This window comes from Robertmurraya mangrovi, assembly GCF_034427655.1.
GTDB lineage: Bacteria > Bacillota > Bacilli > Bacillales > Cytobacillaceae > Robertmurraya_A > Robertmurraya_A mangrovi.
Window position 1 is genome coordinate 360,261 of record NZ_JAXOFX010000001.1, and the last position, 26,766, is coordinate 387,026.

25 protein-coding genes and 1 riboswitch are annotated in these 26,766 nt (G+C 35.9%); of the genes, 16 read left to right on the forward strand and 9 right to left on the reverse strand.

What is annotated here, in order from left to right; genetic code table 11:
- Window positions 1-20: 20 nt before the first annotated feature.
- From SM124_RS01850 to SM124_RS01865, 4 genes are all read left to right on the forward strand, one after another.
- The gene (locus SM124_RS01850; protein WP_322444781.1) at window positions 21-1,883 is read left to right on the forward strand and encodes an electron transport protein; all 1,863 of its coding nucleotides are present in this window, start codon (window positions 21-23) and stop codon (window positions 1,881-1,883) included.
- Window positions 1,884-1,900: 17 nt separating this feature from the next.
- A complete protein-coding gene (locus tag SM124_RS01855; protein ID WP_322444782.1) occupies window positions 1,901-3,043 on the forward strand; it encodes a zinc-dependent alcohol dehydrogenase in 1,143 nt (380 codons plus the stop codon).
- Between the two features lie 135 nt (window positions 3,044-3,178).
- Window positions 3,179-3,901, forward strand: a complete 723-nt coding sequence (gene tgl / locus SM124_RS01860) for a spore coat transglutaminase TGL (protein ID WP_322444783.1) — start codon at window positions 3,179-3,181, stop codon at window positions 3,899-3,901.
- A 102-nt stretch (window positions 3,902-4,003) separates the two neighbouring features.
- A complete protein-coding gene (locus SM124_RS01865; protein WP_322444784.1) occupies window positions 4,004-4,183 on the forward strand; it encodes a hypothetical protein in 180 nt (59 codons plus the stop codon).
- Window positions 4,184-4,249: 66 nt separating this feature from the next.
- Here SM124_RS01865 and SM124_RS01870 read toward each other — a convergent pair whose 3' ends face one another.
- Window positions 4,250-4,552 (reverse strand): hypothetical protein, encoded by a 303-nt coding sequence (locus tag SM124_RS01870; RefSeq protein WP_322444785.1) that lies wholly within the window; start codon window positions 4,550-4,552, stop codon window positions 4,250-4,252.
- A 408-nt stretch (window positions 4,553-4,960) separates the two neighbouring features.
- Here SM124_RS01870 and SM124_RS01875 point away from each other — a divergent pair, with 408 nt between their 5' ends.
- From SM124_RS01875 to abc-f, 4 genes are all read left to right on the forward strand, one after another.
- Complete coding sequence (locus SM124_RS01875) at window positions 4,961-5,338, forward strand: hypothetical protein (protein WP_322444786.1); 378 nt, start codon at window positions 4,961-4,963, stop codon at window positions 5,336-5,338.
- 421 nt (window positions 5,339-5,759) lie between these two features.
- On the forward strand, window positions 5,760-5,873 hold the full coding sequence (locus SM124_RS01880) for a YjcZ family sporulation protein (RefSeq protein WP_322444787.1): 114 nt from the start codon (window positions 5,760-5,762) through the stop codon (window positions 5,871-5,873).
- A 41-nt stretch (window positions 5,874-5,914) separates the two neighbouring features.
- A complete protein-coding gene (locus SM124_RS01885; RefSeq protein ID WP_322444788.1) occupies window positions 5,915-6,049 on the forward strand; it encodes a YjcZ family sporulation protein in 135 nt (44 codons plus the stop codon).
- A 424-nt stretch (window positions 6,050-6,473) separates the two neighbouring features.
- Window positions 6,474-8,204 carry a ribosomal protection-like ABC-F family protein gene (gene abc-f / locus SM124_RS01890; RefSeq protein ID WP_322444789.1) on the forward strand — a complete coding sequence of 577 codons (1,731 nt, stop codon included), beginning with the start codon at window positions 6,474-6,476 and terminating at the stop codon, window positions 8,202-8,204.
- A gap of 171 nt (window positions 8,205-8,375) precedes the next feature.
- On the opposite strand, the gene SM124_RS01895 is transcribed toward abc-f, so the two are convergent.
- From SM124_RS01895 to SM124_RS01920, 6 genes are all read right to left on the reverse strand, one after another.
- The gene (locus SM124_RS01895; RefSeq protein ID WP_322444790.1) at window positions 8,376-9,386 is read right to left on the reverse strand and encodes a DUF3231 family protein; all 1,011 of its coding nucleotides are present in this window, start codon (window positions 9,384-9,386) and stop codon (window positions 8,376-8,378) included.
- A 143-nt stretch (window positions 9,387-9,529) separates the two neighbouring features.
- Window positions 9,530-10,297 (reverse strand): TatD family hydrolase, encoded by a 768-nt coding sequence (locus SM124_RS01900; RefSeq protein WP_322444791.1) that lies wholly within the window; start codon window positions 10,295-10,297, stop codon window positions 9,530-9,532.
- Window positions 10,281-11,042 carry an ABC transporter ATP-binding protein gene (locus tag SM124_RS01905; RefSeq protein ID WP_322444792.1) on the reverse strand — a complete coding sequence of 254 codons (762 nt, stop codon included), beginning with the start codon at window positions 11,040-11,042 and terminating at the stop codon, window positions 10,281-10,283. Before SM124_RS01905 ends, SM124_RS01900 begins: the two co-directional genes overlap by 17 nt.
- Entirely contained in the window at window positions 11,039-11,809 is a 771-nt protein-coding gene (locus SM124_RS01910) for an ABC transporter permease (RefSeq protein WP_322444793.1), read from the reverse strand. Before SM124_RS01910 ends, SM124_RS01905 begins: the two co-directional genes overlap by 4 nt.
- The gene (locus tag SM124_RS01915) at window positions 11,809-12,099 is read right to left on the reverse strand and encodes an MTH1187 family thiamine-binding protein (protein WP_322444794.1); all 291 of its coding nucleotides are present in this window, start codon (window positions 12,097-12,099) and stop codon (window positions 11,809-11,811) included. Before SM124_RS01915 ends, SM124_RS01910 begins: the two co-directional genes overlap by 1 nt.
- Before the next feature lie 12 nt (window positions 12,100-12,111).
- Window positions 12,112-13,116: an ABC transporter substrate-binding protein gene (locus SM124_RS01920; RefSeq protein WP_322444795.1), complete on the reverse strand. Its 1,005-nt coding sequence runs from the start codon at window positions 13,114-13,116 to the stop codon at window positions 12,112-12,114.
- Window positions 13,117-13,237: 121 nt separating this feature from the next.
- A riboswitch (TPP riboswitch) is annotated at window positions 13,238-13,347 on the reverse strand.
- Window positions 13,348-13,598: 251 nt separating this feature from the next.
- Here SM124_RS01920 and SM124_RS01925 point away from each other — a divergent pair.
- Both SM124_RS01925 and SM124_RS01930 read left to right on the forward strand, forming a co-directional pair.
- Window positions 13,599-14,222 carry a TetR/AcrR family transcriptional regulator gene (locus SM124_RS01925; RefSeq protein ID WP_322444796.1) on the forward strand — a complete coding sequence of 208 codons (624 nt, stop codon included), beginning with the start codon at window positions 13,599-13,601 and terminating at the stop codon, window positions 14,220-14,222.
- A gap of 60 nt (window positions 14,223-14,282) precedes the next feature.
- Window positions 14,283-14,999 (forward strand): NAD-dependent protein deacylase, encoded by a 717-nt coding sequence (locus SM124_RS01930; protein WP_322444797.1) that lies wholly within the window; start codon window positions 14,283-14,285, stop codon window positions 14,997-14,999.
- A gap of 88 nt (window positions 15,000-15,087) precedes the next feature.
- Here the strand turns inward: SM124_RS01930 and SM124_RS01935 are convergent, their stop codons facing one another.
- On the reverse strand, window positions 15,088-16,305 hold the full coding sequence (locus tag SM124_RS01935) for a NupC/NupG family nucleoside CNT transporter (protein ID WP_322444798.1): 1,218 nt from the start codon (window positions 16,303-16,305) through the stop codon (window positions 15,088-15,090).
- 127 nt (window positions 16,306-16,432) lie between these two features.
- On the reverse strand, window positions 16,433-17,305 hold the full coding sequence (locus SM124_RS01940) for a metal-dependent hydrolase (RefSeq protein WP_322444799.1): 873 nt from the start codon (window positions 17,303-17,305) through the stop codon (window positions 16,433-16,435).
- 285 nt (window positions 17,306-17,590) lie between these two features.
- On the opposite strand from SM124_RS01940, the gene SM124_RS01945 reads away from it, so the two are divergent.
- The 6 genes from SM124_RS01945 (at window position 17,591) to SM124_RS01970 (ending at window position 26,691) form a co-directional block, all read left to right on the forward strand.
- On the forward strand, window positions 17,591-19,174 hold the full coding sequence (locus SM124_RS01945) for a peptide chain release factor 3 (protein WP_322444800.1): 1,584 nt from the start codon (window positions 17,591-17,593) through the stop codon (window positions 19,172-19,174).
- A 148-nt stretch (window positions 19,175-19,322) separates the two neighbouring features.
- Window positions 19,323-20,345, forward strand: a complete 1,023-nt coding sequence (locus SM124_RS01950) for an EAL domain-containing protein (RefSeq protein ID WP_322444801.1) — start codon at window positions 19,323-19,325, stop codon at window positions 20,343-20,345.
- A gap of 1 nt (window position 20,346) precedes the next feature.
- Window positions 20,347-20,823 carry a GNAT family N-acetyltransferase gene (locus SM124_RS01955; RefSeq protein ID WP_322444802.1) on the forward strand — a complete coding sequence of 159 codons (477 nt, stop codon included), beginning with the start codon at window positions 20,347-20,349 and terminating at the stop codon, window positions 20,821-20,823.
- A 171-nt stretch (window positions 20,824-20,994) separates the two neighbouring features.
- Window positions 20,995-22,386, forward strand: coding sequence for a Na+/H+ antiporter NhaC (gene nhaC / locus SM124_RS01960; RefSeq protein WP_322444803.1), 1,392 nt, complete (start codon window positions 20,995-20,997; stop codon window positions 22,384-22,386).
- A gap of 261 nt (window positions 22,387-22,647) precedes the next feature.
- Window positions 22,648-25,938, forward strand: a complete 3,291-nt coding sequence (locus tag SM124_RS01965) for an efflux RND transporter permease subunit (protein WP_322444804.1) — start codon at window positions 22,648-22,650, stop codon at window positions 25,936-25,938.
- 276 nt (window positions 25,939-26,214) lie between these two features.
- The gene (locus tag SM124_RS01970; RefSeq protein ID WP_322444805.1) at window positions 26,215-26,691 is read left to right on the forward strand and encodes a hypothetical protein; all 477 of its coding nucleotides are present in this window, start codon (window positions 26,215-26,217) and stop codon (window positions 26,689-26,691) included.
- Window positions 26,692-26,766: the final 75 nt, after the last annotated feature.

Here is a 26,766-nt window from a genome sequence, read left to right on the forward strand (position 1 = left end):
ATAATTTTAGGGGTGTTTTCATGCGTAGATATATTTTGATCGGTTTAATAGCTGGCCTCGTCATAGTAGCCGGAGCTTGGTTTTTAGTACAGAAAGGCAAACTAGAATATGCGTTTGTGCCTTCAAATAAACAAACGGTAAACCATGAGCAAAATTCATCACAAATAAAAATAATGTCCTCTAAGGAAGAAACGGGCTCAGACCAACAAATTGAGCTTGGAAAGAAATTATTTTTTCAGGAAACTTTCGGTAATGAAGTGTTTTTTACTGATGTTCTTGGAATGTTTGATGGCCCTTTCACTTTAGGTAATGTTGCAAAGGCTATTATTAAGCTAAGGGGTGAAGGAACAAATAATTTACAGGTAGAGGCAGCTAAAGAGTTTCATCTAGGTGATATCCAGATAAAAAAAGGTGAATTGATTGATACGGGCTTGGATGTTGCTAAAGGTTCAGTTACACCACTCGGAGTCAAGGTGGTTTTTGATGAAGGGAGACTAAAAGCTGGGATTAGTTGTGCCGTTTGTCACGCTACGGTTGACAACAAAGGACGTGTAATTGAAGGGGTTCCGAATAATGATCTAAATATCGGTCTTAGCTTAGCGATGGGAACGAATACAGCAGCCTATTTTTCACATACAGAAATGAAAAATATTAAGGATTATGTGAAAGTTGTTAATCGTACAGTTGAAACTTCTGACGGTAAAAAAGAAGCCCTACCTGATCCAGATACTTTCGAGCAATTCGTAGACTCTGAGGTGCTGAAATGGCCCCTTGGGTCAAACGATACAACCATTGATTTCAAAAATAACCCTGTGCAAATTCCAGATAGTATGACATTAGGTGACCAGCCTTATGGATGGAGTGGACAAGGGCAAGTTGGACCATTTAAAGGGTTAAGTGCTGCCATTAATAATGCGCATGCACAAAATATGGACGCTTTGTCAGCTACCGAAATTAGTGGTCCGGTGTTGAAAATTGATAAAGAAGTATATTTAGGTACGGCTTTACAAAATGCTGCCAATCCAAAATACCGTTACGATTATAGAAGTAAGGAGAAACCTACCGAGTTTTTTGCAAAAGTGGATCCAACACCAGGAGTAGCAGGAGTGAATCAATTAATACCTGCTTCCACTTTCCCAAGAGCCTCTTTTACAACAACAGTAGGTTTATTCTCAAGCTCGCCTGGATACGATACATGGGAGCAGCTTAATGCTATGTCTGCGTATATGAATTCATTACAGCCTATCCATACTGGTTTAGACAATAATAAAGATAAGTATGAGGAAGGTAGAAAAACCTTTATCAATGCTGGATGTATTTCATGCCACGGAGGAACCTACTTATCGAGTAATAAGGTAATTAAAAGCGAAGAGTTAGGAACAGAGCCATTTCGTGGGAAAGCTTTAAAAGGGCATACTAAGTTCTTTGCTGAGCCTAGCAAATATGCAGATCATACGCCTGTTCCATTACCAGAAAATCCGAAAATTGAACAGATTAAGTTAACGGACAAGGAACGTGAACAGTTGAATATCGCTTGGGCAATGGGAGAATCTAATGGTGGCTATAAAACAATAAGTTTATTCAATCTCTATTGGAGCGCCCCTTACTTACATGATGGGGGAGTTGCTGTCGGTCCTAACATGGAATTAGGGTTAACCAATACTCTAATGAAAGGGAAAAAAGCTGACCCCTATAATAGCTTAAAGGCAATGCTTGACTCTAAATTGAGAAGGAAAGTCATTGATTCTAACTCTAAATCCAGTAAATTGCGTACTGCACATATTACTGGGGAAGGTCATACTTTCTGGGTAGATGAAAGTACTGGATTTACGAAAGAACAGCAAGATGCATTGATTCATTATCTATTAACCGTAACAGATTAATAAGGAGAGAAAACAAGGTGAAAGCTGTTACCTATCAAGGACTATTTAATGTCAAAGTAAAAGAGGTTCATGATCCAAAAATTGAAAAAGGTGATGACTTAATTGTCCGTGTAACAGCTTCCTCCATTTGCGGCTCAGACCTTCACTTGTACCATGGAATGATACCAAGTCTAGAAAAGGACTATGTGATTGGACATGAAGCGGTAGGCATTGTTGAAGAAACTGGACAGAAGGTGGAGAAGTTCAAAAAGGGAGACAAAGTGGTAATCCCTTTCAATATTGCTTGTGGACAATGTTTTTTCTGTGAAAACGATTTGGAAAGTCAATGCGATGTAGCTAACCAAGAGGACCAGGCTGAAATTGGTGCATTCTATGGATGTTCCCGAATCTATGGAGATTACTGGGGAAGCCAAGCTGAGCTTGTTCGAGTTCCATTTGCTAATTTTTCCCCTTTTTATATACCAGAAGAATGTGAAATTACTGATGATCAATTAGTCTTATTGACAGATGCCCTTCCTACTGCTTATTGGGGGGTCGAAAATTCAGGAATGAAACCTGGGGACACGGTGATTGTTTTAGGAAGTGGCCCTATTGGACTTCTTACTCAAAAAATTGCCTGGTTAAAAGGAGCAGAACGGGTAATTGCAGTAGATCATATTCCTTATCGGCTACAACATGCCAAGAAAACGAACAAAGTAGAGGCATATAACTTCGATGAAATTGATGAACTCCCAAGCTTACTAAAAGAGATGACTAAGGGTGGGGCAGATGTTGTGATTGATTGTGTTGGTGTTAGTGGAAAAATGAAACCAATAGAATTAATAGAAACGGCGATGCATTTGCAAGGTGGTGCTTTAGGTGCCATTAACACAGCAACTCAGGCTGTCCGAAAAGGGGGAACAGTACAGTTAGTAGGTGTGTATGGTTTACGGTATAATTCATTCCCTTTAGGAGATTTTTTTACAAGGAATGTTACATTAAAAATGGGAATGGCCCCAGTCATACATAAAATAGGTTATTTATATCAACTTCTACAAAATCAAACATTAGATGTTAGTGATTTAATTACTCATTATATGCCTCTAAATGATGGTGAGGAGGCATATAAAATATTTAATAAACGTAAGGACGAGTGTTTAAAAATTATTTTAAAGCCTTAAATGTAATCATTCACTAGGCTAATGTAAAGGAAATGAAGTTTAGGGCTTGTCAAAAAACTAGTTTTCAGTAAATACTAAGACGCCTTCAAAGTTTGTAGCATAGCATGTAGTAAACATGAAAGAGGAGTGCTACAAATGATTAGAGTCATGGGCAGGTATTTGGAAGGCGTCCCTTTCAATTTGTCAGTTAAAGAAGAAGAAATTTTAAATCATTTACAAAATAGCTCATTCATATATGATTATTCCTCATTAAGAGATCTAAGATTTGAATTACATCTTAGATCTAAAATTATCGAAGCAGCTATTCAGCTAGGGAGAAGTGGAGCTGAATTTACTGTTTTTAAATACTCTAGATTTAATCCATTATATTGGACTAAAACAAGTCGAGGATATGTATTAAAGCCCAATGTTCTTCCTTCAGTAGCTATCAATGATGTGTTTATAAATGGTCAAGAGTATGCTTTTGAATGTTCCACAGCGATAGTATTAATCTACTATTATGCTGTTTTAAAATCTATTAACGAGGTGTACTTTAATCAATTATTTCAAAGTTTGCTAGTCTGGGATTGGAGCTATGATGAAGACTTGGGTATTATCACCAAGGTAGGAACAGACTTTATCCCAGGAGATGTGATGTATTTTTATAATCCAGATTATGAAAATCCTGTTTGGATTGGTGAGAATGTTGTGTTTTTAGGAAACGGTTTATATTTCGGACATGGTGTAGGCAGCAAAACAGCAGAAGGAATGATAGAGGCACTGAATACTTTAAGAAAAAGTAATGCCACTCGTTCTGCTCACTTAATTCCCCAACACAGTAGATTGAATTTTCAATATTTATCTCAGTTTGCTAGGTGAGAAAAAATAATATTTTCCTATTCTAGTTATTTACCCAAGAACATTAAACTGTTTTAGCATATCTTTTATTGGGTGGAAAAATAAAAAGAGGAGGATTATAGAATGAATACAGCCTATCAATATGTACCGCAACAAATGTATCGGCATGATGATTCAAGATTTTGGGGATTTGGTTTTCGTCCATGGGGATTTAGACCATGGGGCTTCGGCTTCGGGTATCCATTCGGCTTTGGCTTGGGATTTGGAGCACCGTTTTTCCCATTCTTCCCGTTCTTTATCTAAAATAAATTACTAATTGAATATGTTAAGTAGCCCTGTCGTAGATGACAGGGCTATTATCATTCATAGTTACTTCCAATTCTTATACTGAACAGTTCCACCAGTTAAATCAATTTTATTTCGTTCCCCTTCATAGTACATTTTCCCGTTTTCCTCTACAATTAAGTTTTCGTACGTATAGACTTGCTTTCCACTTGGTAGGTCTATCACTACTTTTCTTCCGAGTTCTTTTTTAGGAGCCTCAATTTGGATGGTCTTAATAGAATAAATGTATATGGAAATTACACCGATGCAAAGAAGGGTTGTAAAAATAAGAATCCCTTTGAAGAAGCTAGGTGTTTTCTTTTCTATATGTCTATCTGATCGATTCATCTTTTCCCCCTGATACTCAAAACATTCTTTTCTAGCATTCAGATACATGCTTTTTATACTTATTCACGTCACTACTGGAATATTTCTGTTTTTTTTAGATAAATTCACTCACTAAGTCAAAATATGCTAAAGAAAATTATTTGTTGATAAAAATGTGCATTTATTCATAGTTGTTCGTCAGTAAAAGGAACAGTGTGATTGATTAGTTGGAAACTGTTTCATAATACATCAAACAGAATACCTATAAATAGAGAAGGAATTTCCATAAGGAAAGAGGGGGAATCTACAACTCTAGTTCATTTGCCCAATGTTATTACTAGAAGTGACATGGTATGGTTATTGTCGAAACATGTAAAAAATGATTAATCTGTAGTAATGGTTTAGTTATATAAAGTGAGGGAATACATAGTGAATTTTTTCAGCGAAAGATTACATATATTAAAATTAAATCACCAACTTAAGAAGCTTGCTTTATCTAGATCCGATTTGAAGGAGCAATTAAGGAACAATTCATTAGTGATACAGTTGCCGCCTAAAAAAGTCAGAGAACTTTCAAGTCAGATTGAAAAGGAAGATTTATTAAGACAAATTGAACAATTGGATGGGTTTGAAACATTAAAACTTTGTCTTTTGGAAAATTGTAAGCCAGTTTATAAAGAGCAACTGACACCTTTTGGAGTTGCTAGGCGGATTGAAATTCCTTTAGAAGACAGAACAAAATATGAAATTAATTTTTCTAAAATGAAACAATTAAATAAAAACCATTGGCAATTGGCGCAATCATGAGACTATTCTTTAGGGATGGTCTTTTTTTGTGTCTGTATACTAATACATAGTTGTTTTTTGTTATATTTTGCCCGTTCCTTTCCGCTCCAGGCACTTGCTTTCCACGGGGAGGAAGTCGAGCCTCCTCGCCGTTCCGTCTGCGGGGTCTCGACCTTTCCTCTATTTCCCGTAGGAGTCAAGTGCCTTCCGCTACAATCCACTCAGAGACTTCTAATGTTGGTTAAAGCAACAATCCTTTCGAAATGAGCTATTTTTTCATTTAAAGAGCACAAAGAGCCCATTTTTTATTAATCAAATACTTTCAAACCAATGTTTAGCTTATATATTTTAAGGTGTTCCTAAAAAATGTACATTTGCCCAATAGCACATTTTAGGCAAAGTGAATAGGATATATTGACTTAAAATTAAGGAGGTTTTTAATATGTCAGCAGGTGCTGGATATGGATATGGCGGAGGTTTCGCTTTACTAGTTGTGTTGTTCATTCTTTTAATTATCATTGGTGCTTCTTGGGGCTGGGGTGGCTACGGCTACTAATTTAGCCTAACTTTTAAACAGTACTCGGAAGGAGGGATTTTATGTACGGATATGGTGGCTATGGCTACGGTTGTGGATATCCTGTAGGAGGCGTTGGTTTTGGCGGCGGCTTTGCCTTAATCGTAGTACTGTTTATTCTACTAATCATCGTTGGTGCAACGGTATTTAAATGGTAATTGCCTAGGATCGGGAAGCAGGGGTAACCTTGCTTCTTGTTTTTATGATGATTTATTAAAAGATATTGACAATAGATAGGAAGTTAAATATAATCATGATGAAATTATTGGTAAAGGAATGATAAAAGGGAATGAAGTTCTAATCTTATTTTTTTGAAAACGTATTTAAATTAATTTTTAATTTGAATAAAAACGTTTTTTCCGAAAATAGGATTAGTATGCCCTTTTTTATATATGTGTGGAGCAAAGTATAATGGTTCTCTCCTTTAATAAGGGAGTGTTTTTAATCATATACGTGTCTTTTTATGCTCTTTCCCTTATTTTATTTGGTATACCGTCCTCTTCGGAAGAAAAACGAAGAGGACTTTTTGTGTTATATTCCTAAAAAATCCTCTTCGTACAAATCAATCGAGGAGTGTTTAGTATGACATTCATCCGCGTAAAAGGAATAAACAAAAGTTTCGCTGAAAAACAAATTTTAAATGATATCTCTTTTGACATAAAGGCTAATGATCGAATTGGTTTAGTTGGTTACAATGGTTGTGGTAAAACGACACTTGCCAATATTTTATTTGGAAAAATAAAACAAGATACTGGTACGATTGAAATGGTTCATGGTTCCATCCGAATGGGATATTTATTACAATCCATTGATTATACGGTGAATGATTTTCAACAAGTGTTTTCGAGTGTAGAAGATCCTGACCTCCTGACCCATTCCAGTCAATTAGGTTTAGGAAAAATTTATGAATGGGAAGACGAGAGGCTAAATCATTTAAGCGGTGGGGAAAAATTAAAGCTTTCATTGGCAAAAGTCTGGTCATCCAAACCGGATATGCTAATCTTAGATGAACCGACAAACCACCTAGATTTCAAGGGTTTACAATGGTTAGTGGAACAAATAAAAGCATTTATTGGACCGATTCTTATTATTTCTCATGATCGTTCATTTTTAGATCAATCCGTCAATCAAATATTTGAAATAGAAGAAGGAAAGCTCCAAGCATTTAGTGGGAATTATTCAGCCTATAGGGAAGAAAAGAAGAGGCAAAGAGCAATTCTAGAGCACCAGTATACAGTCCAGCAGCGTTATAAAGAGCGAATTGAGGGGCAAATGGTCCAATTAAGACAGTGGTCTGATAAAGCTCATCGTGAATCAACAAATCAAGGGTCTCCATCTGAAAAAAGACAAATGGGCTTTAAAGAATATCATCGGAAAAAAGCTAAAAAAATGGATGTTCAAATTCGTTCGAAAATGAAAAGGTTAGAAATGGAGCTTGATAAAAACAAAATTGACAAGCCAAAAGAGGAAGTGAAAGTCCGCTTCCAATTTGATGCATCTGGAAAAAGGGGAAAAAGGTTAATTGAAGCGATTCATCTTTCGAAAAGTTTTAATGAACGGACCATTTTCTCTGATTGTAATTTTTATATAAAGCATGGGGAACGTATGGGGATCATAGGTGATAATGGAGCGGGAAAAACCACTTGGATTAAGATGTTACTTGGTCAAGAGAGTGTTACTGAAGGTGACCTTTGGAAAAGTGAATCACTAAAAATAGCTTATTTAAGCCAGGATGTACACGATCTAATAGATGACTTAACAGTAATAGAGGCTTTGAACTTAACATTGAGGGAGGATATTTTTCGAGCTAGAACAATATTAGCTAATTTAGGTTTAAGCGAGAAAAAAATTGCCCAAAAAATAAAACAGTTAAGTCTAGGAGAAAGAATCCGTGTTAAATTAACAGACATATTAATGAAAGAGTACGATGTATTAATATTGGATGAGCCGACAAACCATCTAGACCTTCCTAGTAGGGAACAGTTAGAAGATACATTGTCTGAATTTACAGGTACTATCTTAGTTGTCTCTCATGATGCTTATTTTCTCGAGAGGCTATGTGACAGGTTATTAGTTTTTAAAGATGAGAAAATCATCCGAGTGGAAACGGGTTTAAAAGAGTATAACCAAAATAAATATCAAATAAAGGATAAAACTAAAGAATCGGCTGATGAAAAGCTCATGATTATTAATAACCGTATAACCGCTATCCTAGGAGAATTAAGTTTACTAACTCCAGGAGATGAAAAGTATCATCAATTAGATCTGGAGTTTAAAGAACTTATCGATCAAAAAAAGTTATTGTTAAATTAGAAAATCGAGAGAGGATTGAATGGATTAGCCAATAACTTCTGCAAGTAGAAAGTGAAGTGAAAAATTCTATTTGGAAGTCTCGAAGAAGCTATGAAATATCTAAAGAAGCGACCATAATTTTGATGGTCGCTTTTTCAGTGGCAAAAAGCTCCGCGAGAATGGAGCGATTAGTCACCTTTCTTCAGACAATTTTTCGCGATCTGGAACTTGAGGAGGTTGCTCCATCCAACCTCGGTTGATTAGAATATTAGAGCCATCCTCGGAGAACAACATTATTTGATTTGATATTTGAACATAACTTGTAACTAAATCTCTTCGGAGGGCCATAGATATTGAATATCCTACTTTACCCAACCCTATGGCATTCAATGCACTTGTAGTAAATAGCATCAATTGTTCTGAAAAAGGGGGCTCGGTGGACTTCGTTACTTTTGAATCCCATTTCATTCCGTTTGGAATTAACTCATCCTCGAGTACAACTTGAACAGTATGTACTATATCTGTGCTTAGCTTTCTCCCTCTTATCAAGTAATCTTTTATTTCCTTATCCTTAGTTACTTGGATAAAACCAGTAAGGAGTTCTTTTCCTAATTGATTAGAAATAGCCTGATCAAAAAGGTTAGTAGCTTCAATTGCTAATAGTGGTCTTCTTTTACCTAACCAGCCTACTAAAAAATTTTGCTTATCAACAAAATCTCGCTCTTCAGGGTAAGGAATGTAAGGAGGGCGAATAAAAATCCCTTTTCCTTTCATAACTTCAATTATTTCTATAAGTAAAGAACTGGTGTCTTGATAAAAGGAGCGAAAGAGCTCTGTAATATCATTTCTAGCCGACAAATTTAAAGCTTGAACATGGGAAACAAGAGCAAAACGACAAGCATTATATATGAAATCACTATAAAATATATCTGTGTACAATTTAGGTGCATCTAAATTGACATGTTCCTTGACGGGATAACCTTTTGGAAGCGGAATTTTCTCTTTTTCTAGGATTTTCCCAACTTTTTCAACATGGTCAATTGCAATATCAAGTGTTTTCTTTACGATTGTCTCAATATCTAAGTCCTCGGTATGTTTAGAAAAGTGGGTTAATAGACAAATGATGGCTGTATCATTTAAGTATGTACTCCATAGATTAGCGATTTCCGCTGAAGTTAGTTTTGGATGATGATGTAGCTCCATATCATTCAAATCCTCTCATTAATTTTCCTTGTTATATTATTTGTAAAGCTTTGTTAAATATTCAAATCATTGCATGTACTCTTGGAGTCTGTTTATTAGAAAAAAAGAGGCTTGGATTTAACCAGCCTCTTACTTACCCAAAATTATAAACAGAAGAACCTCCTGACATTATCTCTAACAATGGTCACTATTTGTTGTTCTGACATATTAAGCAATTCAGAGATTTGTCTGATAGAAGATTGAATCATCACGGGATGTGTCATTTTACCATGAAATGGTCCCTCGAAAGGCCAAGGCCCGTCTGTTTCGACCATTAGCTGGTCTATTGGATACATTTCTACTAGTTCCTGTATTTCTTTTTCATAACATACATCTGGAGTTACAGAAATAAAGTAGCCGTTATCAGCCATACGGCGAATGGTGCTTGAATCTCCTTTAAACCAATGAAAATGAGCTTTGCTAACAGAATGCTTTTCTAAAAGGTCACATACAATAGACGCATCTTTATATACAGCATGTAGAATAATGGGTTTATCCAGCTCTTTTGCTAGAAGAACAAACCTTTCTAACAATTCTACATATCCTTCTAGTTTTAGTTCAGGGTGTTCTTTTCTTAAGTAGTAAGGTAGGCCGACTTCTCCAATTGCTATCATGCGATGCTGATTCTGTCTAATCCATTGAAACAACTCCTCCGTTGAGGCTTCGTCGGGGAGAGACTGCTCCGGATGGTATCCAAATGCTACTTTTATCTTATTAGTTTTGCTTGCTATAAGCAGATTTTTTTTACAAGAATGTAGATGAAAGGATACAGTAATAAGTGCTTCTATAGAATCCAACGAACTTAAAAGCTGTTCAAGCTGTTCTTCCTGATATAAATCTAAATGGATATGAGAATCAATCATTTTTACCATTCGAGTCACTTCCTAATCCCTTAAGTACAAGATGGATGTCTCTTTTCCACTTGAAAAAATCTTCCTCTAGTAATAGGCTTTCTTCTCTAGGTCTTGTGAATGGAACAATCACTTCCTTGACCACGCTTGCAGGTTTATCAGAGAGTATGAGAATACGGTCCGACAAATATAGGGCCTCTTCAATGTTGTGAGTAACAAAGAGAACTGTTTTTCGGTAATCATCCAAAATGGATAGAAGCCAGTTTTGCATTTCATGGCGAGTAAGTTCGTCTAAAGCTGAAAAAGGCTCATCTAAACAGATGATTGAACCAGGGCTAAGTAAGGCTCTAATAAAAGCAGCTCTTTGCTTCATTCCACCAGATAACTCATCTGGATAGGCAGAGAGATAATCTCCTAATCCGGCTTTATTTAACATGTGGATGGCTTTCTCTTTGTCTGTTTTTCCATGTAGTTCTTGTCCAAGTAATACATTTTGTAGAATCGTTCTCCAAGGAAACAGAGAAGGAGTTTGTGGCATATAGCTAATAAATCCTCGTTTCCCATTGATTGTTTCTCCATTTAATAGGATGGAACCGGAGTCTGGGGCTAGGATCCCGCCAACTAGGTTGAAAAATGTACTTTTACCACTACCAGACGGCCCTAAAATAGAGACAAATTCTCCTTCTTTTATTGCTAAGTTTAAATTTTCAATGACTACTTGATGATCGAATTTTTTACTTAAGTTATGGACCGTTAATACATTCATTTTTTCGTATCTACTCCTTTCACTCGGTAGCGGACTAGATATCTTTCTATTGAAACAATAAGGAAAAAGAATAATAAACTAAGAATCATAATAGCAAAAATGGCTACAAAAACTCGGTCCGTCCGAAAAGAGGAGGAAGCAAGCGTCATATAGACACCAATTCCTAATTTTGCACCAAGCCATTCAGAAATAACGGCTCCCATTACACTATATGTAGCAGATATTTTTAAACCTGAAAAAATGGAAGGTAAAGAATAAGGCCATTCTAGTTTCCAAAAAAGTTGGCTTTTTGTAGCACCTGCCATGTTCATGTAGTGTTTTAACTCTGGAGCTGTTTGCCTAAAACCATCTAGTGCAGCTACAGTGATGGGGAAGAAACAAACCAAAGTGATCACAATGATTTTAGGTAGCAGTCCAAATCCAAACCAAATAACGAGAAGTGGTGCCAACACAATAATGGGTACATTTTGAGTTAGAATAAGTAAAGGATAGATTGATTCCCTAACAGTCGGCAGTAGGTGCAATAGGATAGCTGTCGCTAGTCCAATCACTGATCCAATAATAAACCCCAATAGAGCTAATTGTATGGTTGAAACTAGATGGGGCATGAACGGTTCCCAGCCTGAATATCCTTCCATCATGATATTGGATGGTGGGGGAAGTAACCATTTAGGAATATCGGCGAATTTTACAGTAATCTCCCAGATAATGAACAAAAGGAGGAGAACCATTAATGGTCTCCATCCCTTCTTAAAAAATTCCTTCATTACTTATACTTCTCCGTCAATTGATCCATTGTAATACCTTCAGGTTGATAGAGTACCTTAACTTGAGAGATTACGTTGCTACTTCCAAGTTCAATCATTTTTTCATTCATTTTCGAGATAATATTAAATAATTCCTGAAGATCTCCTTCCATGGTCGTCTCTAAAGGATGTACTTCATACTTTACGCCGGATGCTTCTATCACTGAAATTGCAGCATCTACATATGGAATGACACTTTCACCATTTTTTGTTTTGGGTATGATTTGAATACTCACTAATGCATTTGCCATGACTAGCCCTCCTTATTCAGGTAAAAATTCATTTGTAAAGGCTTTTTCCGCATCTAGCTCGCCTTCAAGTAGTTTGTTTTCTAACATCCAATTGGCGTAGTTTTCCCAGACCTCAAGCTTCTGTTCACCCCATCTAGGTGCATCATCTTGATATTTAGATGCTAACCATTCTTGGCTTTTTTTCACTAAGTCTGCATCTAAATCAGGTGCTGCGGCTAATAAGATATCTGCTGCTTCAGCAGGTTGGTCCATTGTATATTGGTAGCCTTTAGCTGCAGCCTTCATAAAAGCTTTTACTGTCTCTGGATTGTCTGAAATCATTTTTTCATTCGTAGCGAGTACCGGTGTATAGTAATCCAATTTCTCGGAGTAGTCGGTTAAATAAACCATATTGATTTCCTCTCCACGAAGCTCTGCTTCTACTCCCGTCCAACCGTAATAAATCCAAGCAAAATCAATGTCTCTTTTTACGGCAGTAAAGAAATCAGTGTCTCCCATATTAACGAAATCTACTTTTTCAACATTCCCATCCTCTTGTTGCATGAGAGATGCAATTACTGACTTTTCAACGGGAGATCCCCATCCACCATAGGATTTACCTTCAAAATCTTTCGGCGATTTAATATTTTTATCTACAGGTGAAGCAAAACCAGATGTATTATGTTGAATGATTGCGGCAATGGATACTAAGGGAACGTCTTGCACACGCGCTAATGTAATACTTTCTTGGTAGCTAACACCAAATTCAGCTTTTCCAGAAGCAACTAACTGGTCAGCACCTGCTTCCCCTGGCATAATTATTTCAACGTCTAAACCTTCTTCTTCAAAATATCCTTTTTCTTTTGCAACATATAAACCAGTGTGATTTGTATTTGGAGTCCAATCGAGAACAACAGATACTTTTTCTAATGATTTTTTCTCTTCTTTTTGTCCTTCAGAAGTTTCTCCATTTTGATTCCCTGCACATCCAGTTATCAAAAACAAAGAACATAAAGCAACTAACCATCCTTTTTTCATTTTGTACCGAGCCTCCTATGTATGTGAAAAATTTCTTAGGTAAGGGCTAAAGCAGCCTAGGAAAACAAAAAGCGCCCAAGGAAAAGACCTTTGGGCGCATACCGTAAACAATAGACATGTACTGTTTTTAGAATATGTTCCCTACGCTGGTATAAGCCAGATCAGGTTCAAAGGGTCAGCAACTAAAGGATGCAATCTCAACCGGCAACACCAGTTCCCCTACTATTCTTACCTATTTGAATAAGTTTCAATGTGAAGAAATTGAAATTTATTCTTATATTGTTAATTCCTCACTCATTATAACAGATTATTTTTAATTGACTACTAAAAGTATGTTTTTACTTGTAAAAGAAGTTTATTGTAATAAATCAAAATTTTCAGTACAATTTAAACTGACTAGTCGTTTCTAATAAAGGTTGTGACTGTTTAATAACTATGATTTAATAAAAAAATAATTTGTACAAAGTTACGGAGGAGAACACATGCCCCCTATTGTTTCTGAAGAGTATAAGCGACAGAAGAAAAAAGAAATTTTAAATAGTGCGCTTGCTTGTTTTGCAAAAAAGGGGTTTCAAGCCGCAACTATTGATGATATTGTTGCCCATTCAAGTATTAGCAAGGGTGCTATTTATAACTATTTTAAGAGTAAAGAAGAAATCTATTTAGAATTAATGAATGAACAAACGAATGAAACAAATGAGCTTTTAACAGAAAAAATAAACTCTTTTCAGACAGCAACTGAAAGACTTTTATATTTATTTGACTTATACATATCTATTGATCCCTTCGATCCAGATAGGAAAGAAACGATTGTGGTACATTATGAATTTCGTCTTCACTCCTCTAGAGATGAAAATTTACGGTTACTTTTACAAGAGAGAGGAAACAGGTTTTTTATTGATTTCGTAACAAAGATTGTAGAACAAGGTGTGAAAACAGGAGAATTCAAGAAGGATATCAATCCGATTATGGTTGCAAACCTATTCTGGACGATCATTGATGGTGCTACTGTCCAAGCTGTGCTATATAAGGAATACCCATACCAAAATATATTGGAGTGCATGAAAGGTATGGTTATGGATACCTTATTGGAGACAAAGTCTTAATATGAACGAACCTCTTGTTTCTAGCAAGAGGTTCATTTTAATAGAAAGAAGGTATTTTTAGTGTTATTAAAATGGTTAAAGGAATCTCATCATACGGTTTTATTAACAGGTGCTGGGATGTCTACAGAAAGTGGTTTACCCGATTTCAGATCTTCTCAATCTGGAATGTGGAAGCAAAAGGATCCAAGTAAATTTGCTAGCACGAAAGCTTTAAATGAAAATGTAAATGAGTTTATTGAGTTTTATCGTCATCGAGTGATTGGCTTAAATGAATGTAAGCCGCATATTGGTCATAAAATTCTAGCCCAATGGGAAGAGAAAGCTATAATCCAAAGTATTATTACTCAAAACGTAGATGGATTCCATCAACAAGCTGGTAGCAAAAAAGTGGCTGAATTACATGGAACGTTGCAAAAGGTTCACTGTCAGAACTGTGGAAAGTCGTATTCGAGTGAAGAATATTTAAGGGAACAATTTGCATGCGAATGTGGGGGAGTTTTACGACCATCTGTTGTTTTATTTGGAGAAATGCTTCCTGAAGAGGCCCTCGATTTTGCCGTTACAGAATCAGAAAAAGCAGATTTGTTTATCGTTTTGGGTTCTTCACTAAGTGTCACACCTGCTAATCAATTTCCTTTAGTAGCTAAGCAAATGGGGGCAAAGCTTGTCATCATTAACATGGAGCCAACAGAACTCGATGCGTATGCTGATGAAGTCATTCACAATAGAAAAATTAGGGAATTACTAGTGGAATTAAATAATCAGCTTGGTTTGTGAGAGTGTATAAAGAAAAAACGCTTGAAGTATAACTGGGAATGTTTTTTCAAGCGTTTTTTGTTGTATCACAATGAGGAGAATTTACGGGCTAAAACAACATTCCAGCAATTGCACCACTCAGTAAGGAAGCGAGGGCACCAGCAATGACAGCTCTAATTCCTAAACGGGCAATGTCTGCTCTTCGACTAGGTGCTAAGTTACCTAATCCTCCTAATAAAATGGCCATAGATGAGATGTTGGCAAATCCACATAAAGCAAAGCTTACAATCGCCACGGTTTTTGGAGATAAATTCGGGATTTCTGGAGCGAAAGCTGAGTAAGCCACAAATTCATTTAAAATGAGCTTTTGGCCAATAAAGTTTCCAGCGATGATAGCTTCATCCCAAGGAACACCGATAGCAAATGCGATAGGTGAGAAAAGATAGCCTAAAATCATCTCCAAGGAAATTCCTGAAAAGCCAAACAAGCTGCCCAACCACCCTAGTAGTCCATTGATTAGTGCAACTAAAGCGATAAAAGCTAAAAGCATGGCACCAATATTTAAAGCTAATTGTAGTCCAACACTAGCCCCTCTTGCAGCTGCATCAATTACGTTTGTTGAATCTTTATCCATCTCCATTTCAAACTCTTTTGGTTCCTCTGATTGATCCGTTTCAGGAACAATCATTTTTGCCATAATTAACCCTGCAGGAGCAGCCATAAAACTAGCTGCTAGCAAATATTCCAGGGGCACCCCTAATAGTGAATATCCTACTAATACAGAACCTGCTACTGATGCAAGCCCACCGGTCATAACGGCAAATAACTCAGATTTCGTCATATTATTTATGTATGGTCGAATGACAAGAGGAGCTTCTGTTTGTCCAACAAAGATATTAGCGGCAGCTGACATCGTTTCTGCTTTCCTAGTTCCAAGAAACCATGAAAGTGCTCCACCTATAATTTTTATGACCACTTGCATAATTCGTAAATAATAAAGAACGGATATTAAAGCAGAAAAGAAGATTACAACAGGAAGCACTTGAAAAGCAAAGACAAATCCTACACCAGACCCTTCTGCATACAAACCGCCAAATAGGAAGTTGATCCCTTGATTCGCGTAATTAATTATATCGTTAATGACCATAGTAAAACGATTAAGCCCTTTTTGACCTGGCTCCCATTTTAAAACAAGGAAGGCAAAAGCAAACTGAATAGCAAGCCCACCTAAAATAGTCCTTAGTTTTATGGAGCGTTTATTTTCGCATAGTAAAAAGGCTAATGCGAGGACAGTTATTACTCCTAAAATACCCCAGATAATATTCATAACCTACACCTCAAATACAAAAAATGATTTCCTGTAGGTAGGTTGTCCAAAATTACTATTAATAACTCGCGTATAAAAAATAAGGAGCTATTATAAGGCTGTTTCGCAAATGTGGTTATTAGGTTTACTACTTCTGAGTTTTTTCAATATACTCAAACAAGAATGACTGTCCATTTCGATAAAAGCGCGGATCATATATCCCAAGTTTGTTATCATCATCAACAATGACTACAAATGGAGACCATTGATAAAGGGTCTTAGCTTCTGGTTTTTCTTTAAATAACGTTTCTAAATCAGCCTCTTCACTTGAAGATAGTGAATACTGCTCTGTTTTCTTTTGAAACAAATTATCTTTAAAAATTTTAACAGTATCGTTATCCTTTGTAATAACCGAATAATTCCACGGTATAAAATCCGCTGAAAGGGCGACTTGTTCATAGTCATCCTCATATTGCTGGTACAGAATATAACCTTGCGTAGATTGAATCAAAATATGTAACATAATGAATGCCCAAGCGGCTCTAAAATAAATAGGCGATCGTGTGTTGTTTTTTCTAGATAGAATAAATGCTGCAATTATGATGACCCAAAACACAAAGTCAATGATTGGAATGGTGCCAAAGGTAACTCTGATGTTTGAGAAAGGTTCTAAATAACCGGTTCCCCACGCATTAAATAAATCACTAGTATTATGAATGACAACAGCAATCCATCCTAATAATAGCAAACGTAAATCAGTTACTTTCCAGAATAATTTACTAATAAAATAAAACAGGAACGCCCAAATAGGAGTTGAAAATATAGAGTGGGTGATCCCGCGGTGCCACATTTGATATAGGCCTTCATTGTCCCAAAATCTAGAGATGACATCGATATCAGGTATTTGACTTGCCCCAACTGCGGTCACCAGAAAAGCAGTTTTTGTCCGCTTATCCATGTCTCTTTTATCAACAGCCCCGTACAAGGCTAGACCAAAAAGCGTGTGAGTAATAGAATCCATCCTGACACCTCTTCTTTATGCATGCTATTTTTCCCATTCATTATAAGCGTTTTTAATTCCATTGAAAAAGGATAAGGCTCTTTTTGGGGTGATATAGAATAAAATGAAGGGATGAGGTAAATCAAACGTTGCAAACTCCTCAAAATCAAGATAAGATTGAAGTTATGAGATTTTTTATGCATGATTGTTTTCACATTACAGTTGTGTTAGGTAAATATAACGATCATTAGGTCTTTATTTTATAAAAGCAAGACAGCCTAAGCTGAAAAAGAGAGGAAATATTACATGGCTAAACAATTTAAGGATGATGTATTAACTCGCCGTACATTTGCGATTATCTCCCACCCTGATGCTGGTAAAACAACATTAACGGAAAAGCTTTTACTATTTGGTGGAGCTATTCGTGATGCGGGTACCGTTAAAGGGAAAAAGACAGGAAAATTTGCTACAAGTGACTGGATGGAAATTGAAAAACAAAGGGGAATTTCCGTTACATCCAGTGTGATGCAGTTTGAATATAACGGTTGCCGAGTGAACATTTTGGATACACCAGGTCACCAAGACTTTAGTGAAGACACATACCGTACATTAACAGCTGTAGATAGTGCAGTCATGATTATTGACTCCGCAAAAGGGATTGAGGAGCAAACATTAAAGCTATTTAAAGTTTGTCGTATGAGAGGTATTCCAATCTTCACATTTATCAATAAATTAGACCGAGAAGGTAGAGCCCCACTTGAACTTTTGGCCGAGCTTGAAGAAGTAATGGGCATTGAATCATATCCAATGAACTGGCCAATCGGAATGGGGAAAGAGTTCTTAGGAATTTATGACCGTTTTTACAAGCGTATCGAACAATTCCGTGTAGATGATGAACACCGTTATGTTCCATTAAATGAAAATGGGGAAATAGATGGGGAGCATAATCTGAAGAATTCAGGTTTGTATGACCAAACTTTAGAAGAAATTATGCTTTTAAACGAAGCAGGAAATGAGTTTTCAAAAGAAAGAATTGCAAACGGCGAGCTAACACCGGTTTTCTTTGGAAGTGCTTTAGCTAATTTCGGTGTGCAAACATTCCTAGAAACGTATCTGCAATTCGCTCCATCACCACAAGCTAGAAACTCTTCAGAAGGTGAAATTGATCCACTATCAGAAGATTTCTCAGGATTTATCTTTAAAATTCAAGCAAACATGAATCCAGCTCACCGTGACCGAATTGCTTTCTTACGTGTTTGTTCTGGTAAATTTGAAAGAGGGATGACGGTCAATATTCCTCGATTAGGTAAGACGATAAAATTATCTCAGTCAACACAGTTTATGGCTGATGACCGCAGTACGGTTGAAGAAGCGGTTAGTGGGGATATTATTGGACTATATGATCCAGGAACTTATCAAATTGGAGATACGTTAACCGTTGGAAAAAATAATTTCCAATACGAGAGACTCCCTCAATTTACACCGGAATTATTTGTAAGAGTAACAGCGAAAAACGTGTTAAAACAAAAACATTTTCATAAGGGTATTCAGCAGCTTGTACAAGAAGGTGCCATTCAGCTCTTCAAAACAGTTAAAACGGATGAGTATCTACTAGGAGCTGTAGGTCAACTGCAGTTTGAAGTATTCGAGCACCGGATGAAAAACGAGTACAATACAGAAGTACTAATGGAGAGACTAGGTTCTAAGATTACTCGTTGGATAGAAAACGACGAAGAAATTAATGAAAATCTATCTAACTCCCGTAGCTTGCTTGTTAAAGACCGCTATGATAAAAAAGCATTCTTATTTGAAAATGACTTTGCTTTAAGATGGTTCCAAGAGAAAAATCCAGATGTAGAACTTTTTAACCCTATGGACCAATATCAATAAAGAAAAGAAGCTCACTTGAAGGGAAAATCCTTTAATGTGGGCTTCTTTCTTGTTATAAGAGAAAAGAACTAAAAATGTACACTCCTAATTTCCTAACTCTAAATACTTTTGTTAAAATAAAGACAACAAAACTAAAGGGGCGGCAATCATGTTGAATCATAAATGTGTTGAATGCGGTGTATCCTTCTATATGGGTCATCAGGGCTATCTATTTGTTAAAACACTGAGTCCACTTCCTCACCCTCTTGAAAAACACAATGGGCAATGGTATTACCTTCCATATGAAAGTTTAGAAGAGTTAGAGAAGTCGTTGCTCCAATTACAGCAAGAGTTAGGGGATTTATTTGAGCATATTAAAGGTGGATTAAGTACAACCGAAGAGAGGCCATATATTACATTCCCTCTTAATCTATTACTCATGAGAATCGTTCAGCGTGATGTGGTAAACGTGATACAAAATGGAGAGTTAATGAGCTTTATCCAACCGATTATAAGCTTGCAAAAGAATGATGAACTGTACGGGTATGAATCGCTTCTTCGAACAGGGGGAAATCATTCTATTACACCAGGTCAGCTTTTTTCAACAGCGGAGAAAACAGGAATGCTTTCGTTATTAGATCAAAGAGCTAGAGAAGTCGCTATTCAAGCAAGAAAAAACTTTATTCAACCTGGTGTAAAGAGTTTTATTAATTTCTTACCATCCACCATTTACAACCCGGATTTTTGCTTACAGCACACTTTCCATTTAGTCACTCAATATAATATTGACCCGGCAGACCTTGTATTTGAAGTAGTTGAAACGGAGAAAATTGAAGATATAAATCATTTAAAAAATATACTTTATACATATAAACGAGAAGGAATGAAGGTGGCATTAGATGATGTTGGAGCTGGTTTTTCGACATTAGAAACACTTAAAATGCTTCAACCAGATTATGTGAAAATTGATCGCCATTATGTTGACCATTGTGATCAAATTTCTGAAAAGCAATCATTTTTAGCCCAAGTGATGGGGATAGCTAAAGACCTTGGTATTATCGTCTTAGCCGAAGGTATTGAGCGAAAAGAAGAGTTGGAATATTGTAGGGAAATAGGGATTGATTTAGCACAAGGCTATTACATTGGAAAGCCAGCGCTTCCTTCTAACATTTTTATATATGGGGGGAAATAGAGTGCAATATACTAAGGTAGAACAAGTAGAGAAAAGTAAATTACTTCATTTTTTTACCGAACATTGGGGAAGTCCAAAGATGGTTATTTCAAGTGGAGTATACGAGTGTGATTCATTACCAGGATATGTATGTCTCTCGGATAAGCAAGAAGTTATTGGACTAGTAACCTTTGTCGATCGGGGGAACGAAAGAGAAATCATCTCCTTAGACTCTATCCTTGAAAACAAAGGGATTGGCTCCAATTTAATGGAATTAGCTGAAACCGATGCTAAGCAAGCCAACATGGATAAAATAACGTTAATCACATCAAATGATAATATAAATGCGATAAAGTTTTACCAAAAAAGAGGTTATCGTATCGTCCAAGTTTTATGTGATGCCATTGATGAAGCAAGAAAGATAAAGCCGTCCATACCTCTTATTGGATATCACGGTATTCCGATTAAAGATGAATTAGTGCTAGAGAAAATGATATAGGCATAAAGATGAAGGACATGTTCAAATGAACATGTCCTATTTTTCTTGACATTAAGTAAAAAGAGTTTTATAGTTTACTAAGTCACTTTAACGCTAAAAAGCGTTTAAGTACATAAGCAAAAAACGTATACTAAATGTTTTGATTTTCTTGAATACTACGGAGGGTTTTACATGCAACTAGATCACGCAGTTTTGAAATTAAAACCTCTAGAAGCTTTAATACTATCTTTATTTATTTTAGGTAGTATAAGTCTATCTATTATTTATTTTGAGGTTGTACCACATATTCCGATTATCATCTCCATTTTTACTTTACTCTTTTATGGGGTCATAAGAAAGGTTTTGATTAAAGATTTAGAATCAGGTATGGTGGAGGGGGCTAAATCAGGCATTGGTGCCATTATATTATTCTTTTTTATTGGAATGCTTATCAGTAGCTGGATGGCGAGCGGTACGATTCCTACTTTTATCTATTTAGCCTTAGAGGTAGTTAATGGAAAGTTATTCTATGCTATCGTATTTACCGTAACGGCCATCGTTGGAGTTAGTATAGGGAGTGCCTTCACTACTTCAGCAACATTAGGTGTAGCCTTTATGAGTGTGAGTGGAGCGCTAGACCTGTCCCTGTCGATAACGGCAGGAGCAATCATATCTGGTGCCTTCTTTGGTGATAAAATGTCGCCTTTATCAGATACTACGAACCTCGCATCCTCCATACTAAAAGTGGATCTATTTGATCATATAAAAAATATGACTTGGACAACCGTGCCAGCTTTTATCTTTTCATTTATTTTATTTGCACTTCTTTCGCCCCAAAATAAATCAAGTAACTTTGAGAATATATCTATATTAAAAAATGCTCTACTATCTTTAGATCTCGTTCATTGGTATTCGCTTATTCCTTTTGTCCTTCTTGCCTATCTCGCTTTAAAGAAAGTATCAGCTATCTTTACATTAACAGCTGGTATATTATCAGGGATCTTCATTAGTTTTTTTGTACAGAAGGACATAAGTTTGAAATGGATGATGGAAGTGTTATATTCAGGGTTTAAATCAAATACCGGTATGGAAGAAATTGATTCTCTCTTATCGCGAGGGGGAATGGAGAGTATGATGTTCTCTATTTCTTTAGTTCTTCTGTCACTATCAATGGGTGGTTTGTTATTTAAGCTTGGAATTCTTCCTGCTTTACTAGAAGGCATAAAGGATGCCATTCAACGAGTGCCTTTATTAATTAGCTCGACAGCCGCTACAGCCATTGGTTTGAACTTCTTGGTAGGTGAACAATATTTATCCATTCTACTAACAGGGAATGCTTTTAAGCAGGCATATGAAAAAACAGGTTTACATTTGAAAAATCTATCAAGAGTGTTAGAAGATGCAGGAACAGTTATTAATCCTCTAGTTCCATGGAGTGTAAGTGGGGTATTCTTAACAGGGGTTTTAGGCGTTTCAACCATTGATTACTTGCCATTTACGTTTTTTTGTCTCCTTTCACCTATATTAACGATCCTTTTTGGTTTAACAGGTTTCTCTATTGTAAAAACTAGTCATAGAAACTAAGGCAGTCAAATTTTGACTGCCTTTAATTTAGGTCGATTGTATTACTGTTTAGTTGTACGGGCTAAATATATTGCTAATTAAGTTTGCGTAAAGATACTTAATGTAATAAATGGAATTCACAAGATTGTTTTATTTTTGAGAGTACTCTTACTTGCAACCGTTTTTTTAGTTCTATATAGTAGGGATGTACATGATAAATTCAAATTGATTTGACTGTCTGGTCAGTCATTAATTGATAGGTGAAAGGAGAAAATTACATTAATGAAAATAAGTAATTTTTCAATTAAGCGTCCTATTTTTACGCTAGTAACCATGATGCTTGTATTAATTTTAGGGACCGTATCCCTTTTGAATATTCCTCTAAAGTTAATTCCAGATATCAATCCTCCGGTTGGTGTTGTCGTAACCTCTTATCCAGGAGCAAGTCCGAATGAAGTGATGGAAAAGGTAACGAAGCCATTAGAAGCTAATTTAGCAACCTTACCTGGAATTAAAACCTTAACTTCAACCTCACAAGAAAGTGCCAATTTTATATTGATGCAGTTTTCTTGGACTACAAATATTGATGACATTCAAAATGAGATTATTCAACGAATTGATCAAACTGTTTTACCTGATGATGTGGATAAACCTAGATTTTTAAAGTTTGATCTTGCACAGTTTCCAATTATTCAACTTTCCTTAAGTTCACAAGAAGATGCAGATGTACTAAGAGAATTAGCTGACCAACTTAAATTAGAATTAACGAAAGTAGATGGAGTTGCCAGTGTTAACTTATCAGGTACTTCCATTAAGGAAGTTCGTGTAGAGCTTGATCAAGAAAAATTACGAGATTACGGGTTAAGTCAATCCGACGTTGTTGATGTAATCCAATCTAATGATATTTCCTTGCCAGGAGATACGATATTAACTGAAGGTAAAGAACTAACTACTCGTATCATAAGTACAGTTGATTCATTAGACACTTTAAAGAATTTAACTGTAACGGTTAATCCTTTAGATGGAAAGAAAATTAAATTAAAGGATATTAGTAAAGTTAAGCTTGTTAATCAAGATGATCGAACGATTACAAGAACGAACCAACAATCCTCTGTTTTATTAAGTGTCCTTCAGCAATCAGATGCAAATACAGCAGCTGTATCAAAAAACTTTATTAATGAATTAGATAAGTTATTAGAAAAAGAAAAGTATGAAGGAATAGAATCGGATATCATCTTCGACCAAGGTGATTATATCCAGCAAGCAATCGGGAATATCTCTAACTCCTTAATTCTTGGTGGCGCATTAGCGATGATTATTCTTTTCTTATTTTTAAAAAATGTAAAGAGTCCACTCATCATTGGAGTTGCTATTCCTTATTCAGTCATTGTTACATTCGTCCTTATGTACTTTTCAGATTTCACTTTAAATATTATGACATTAGGTGGATTAGCCCTTGGTATAGGGATGTTAGTCGATAATGCTATTGTTGTTATTGAGAATATTTATCGTCATTTATCAATGGGGAAAGATTCGAAGGAAGCCGCAAGAGATGGAGCGAAAGAAGTTGGTGCAGCAATAACCGCTTCTACTCTAACAACTGTAGCTGTATTCTTACCGGTTGTCTTTATAACTGGGATTATTGGTGAGCTATTTACTGAGTTTGCTTTGACGATTTCTTTTAGCTTATTTGCTTCATTATTCGTGGCTTTAACAATTGTTCCGATGTTAGCTAGTCGTTTGTTAAAGGCACCTAAGAAAAATGTAGAGGAAAGAAGGCAAAACTCAGGATTTCTATTAGCACTTGAGAAATCAATCAAATGGTCACTTAGAAACCGAGCTTTTGTCTTAATCATCACATTTGCACTCCTTATCGGAGGGGGATATGGTCTTACAACTGTAGGTACACAATTTTTACCTAATACAGACGAAGGCTTCTTTACAGCCCGCATAAAACTAGAGAACGGAACTGCTCTAACTGAAACAAAGAAGGTAATTGATGCACTTGAAGAAGAATTAAAGGGTAAAGAAGATGTAGAAACATATGTAAGTTTAGTTGGAACGACACAGGAAGGGTCATTCCGAGGTTCTAGAAATGCGAACATTGGTGAACTATATGTCAAAATGAAAGACTTTGACAAGCGAGAACAGTCTACATTTGAATTTGTTGATAGTGTTAAAAAAGATATGGAAAGAATCGCCCAAAAGGTTAATGAATCGGCAGAAATCACTTTTAATTTACAATCTTCTTCAGGTTCGAGTCCGAATACACTGACTTTTAGTGTAAGAGACATCAATGAAAAACGATTAAATAAATCAGTTAATCAAATATACGATGCTTTAAAGGATTTAGACGATGTAACAGAACTAACCACAGACTTAATGGATGAAATTGAAGAAGTGCAAATGACTGTTGACCGCGATAAAGCATTAGAGCAAGGATTAGCTCCGGGGCAAATTGCCATGATTGTTAATGACGTTACTAGAGGTAATCAGGCGACACAAATGATAGATGAAGATACTTCAACTATTTACGGAGTATTTGTTGAGTATGATAAAGAGATTACGAAGAATCTTGATAACTTGAAGGACCTTCTGATTAAAAAGCCTGACGGAAACTATATTACATTAGATCAAGTTGTAGATATTGAAAGAGGAAAAGGACCGGTAAACATACAACGAATTAACCAACAAGATGCTGTTCAGTTTACATTGAAATATAAGGATTCAACTAATATGGGTGCTGTATCAAAGAAAGTAGATAAGGAAATTACAGACCTTGAACTCCCAGATGAAACCGAAATTGTTTTTAGTGGAGACAGAGAGTTACTCGATTCTTCAATGGATGATATGTTATTAGCGTTTGTACTAGCAATTGTCTTTATTTACATTGTAATGGCAGCCCAATTTGAATCTTTTAAGTATCCTTTAGTCATTATGTTTACAGTTCCACTTATGGTTATAGGAGTTGCTATTGCTTTAACCATCACTAGAACGCCAATTAGCTTAACAGCCATCATTGGAATCATTGTGTTAGCGGGTATCGTTGTGAATAACGCGATTGTTATTGTTGATTATATTAATCAGAAGAAAGAAGCGGGAATGAAATCGTATGATGCAATAGTAAGTTCGGTCAAGGATCGTGCTCGTCCCATTTTTATGACAGCTTTAACCACTATTTTAGGCTTAATCCCACTTGCACTTGGGATTGGGGAAGGCACTGAAATAAACCAACCAATGGGAATTACAGTAATTGGGGGTTTAATCAGTAGTACTTTCTTAACATTGTATATCATTCCGATTGTCTACAGCTTCTTCGATAAAGAGACTAGAAGAATGAACAAACTTTATGCAACACCTGATGGGCATCTGATTCCAGCTTATTTGTTGGAAGAAAAAGTAGAGGATAGAAAGGGATCAGAAGAACAGGAACAACAAGAACAACAAGAACAACAAGAACAATTACTACCTTCAGGTGATAACCGCAATTACAGTAGAGAAGATATGACACAAATGCTTGAAGATTTATTACTATTAGTAAAAGATAACAAACAAGGGAAGAACAAAGAGTGATAATCGGAGTGTGTTGCTCTTTTAAATGGAAAGCGATCTAGTTTATAAAGCCGGGAACTCTCAATAAGGTTTCCTGGCTTTTATTTGTGTATGTCGAAATCTGTAGGAAAAATGTTTTGTTATTGATTGATAATTATTGGGAAATAGGAGCATTCTATCTTTATAAAAGTGAACAAAGAATTGTATGTTGTATAACCAAATGCTTCATGAACAAAAAGTATGAGAGTAAAGACCTTTGAAAAATGAGCCTCTTAAAAATGGACCCTGGTGATTCGGATGAAAAAAATGAGTAAATTAGAAGCTGTATTATGGAGTATTGCTTTACCTGGATTTAGTCAATTATTAATGGGACAATTCCTTAAAGGAATATCTTTAGTAACGTTAGAATTCTTGATTAATGTTTTTAGTCGTTTTAATTTAGCCATTATGAATAGCTTCCAGGGAAACATTCAAGAGGCTATAGCGGTACTGGATTTTCAATGGCTAATGTTCTATCCCTGTCTTTACATGTTTGCCATGTGGGATGCCTACCGGAGTGCTATGCCAGAAAATGAAGAATTATCATTTTTACCTTTTGTCTTTGGAGCATACTTTATTACCGTAGGACTAATGTACTCTACACAACTTAAAATTTTTGGGGTTCTATTTGGACCAGTCTTTCTCCCTATGTTATCCATAATCCCTGGATTAATGGTTGGATTTATTATTAGATATATTATATTAAAAGTAAGACGTAGTAATACATATGCATGAAAAACCTCTAAACTATTTAGAGGTTCTTTCTAGTTAAGGCAAAGAATGTCAGAATTTTAATTTCCAACAATTACA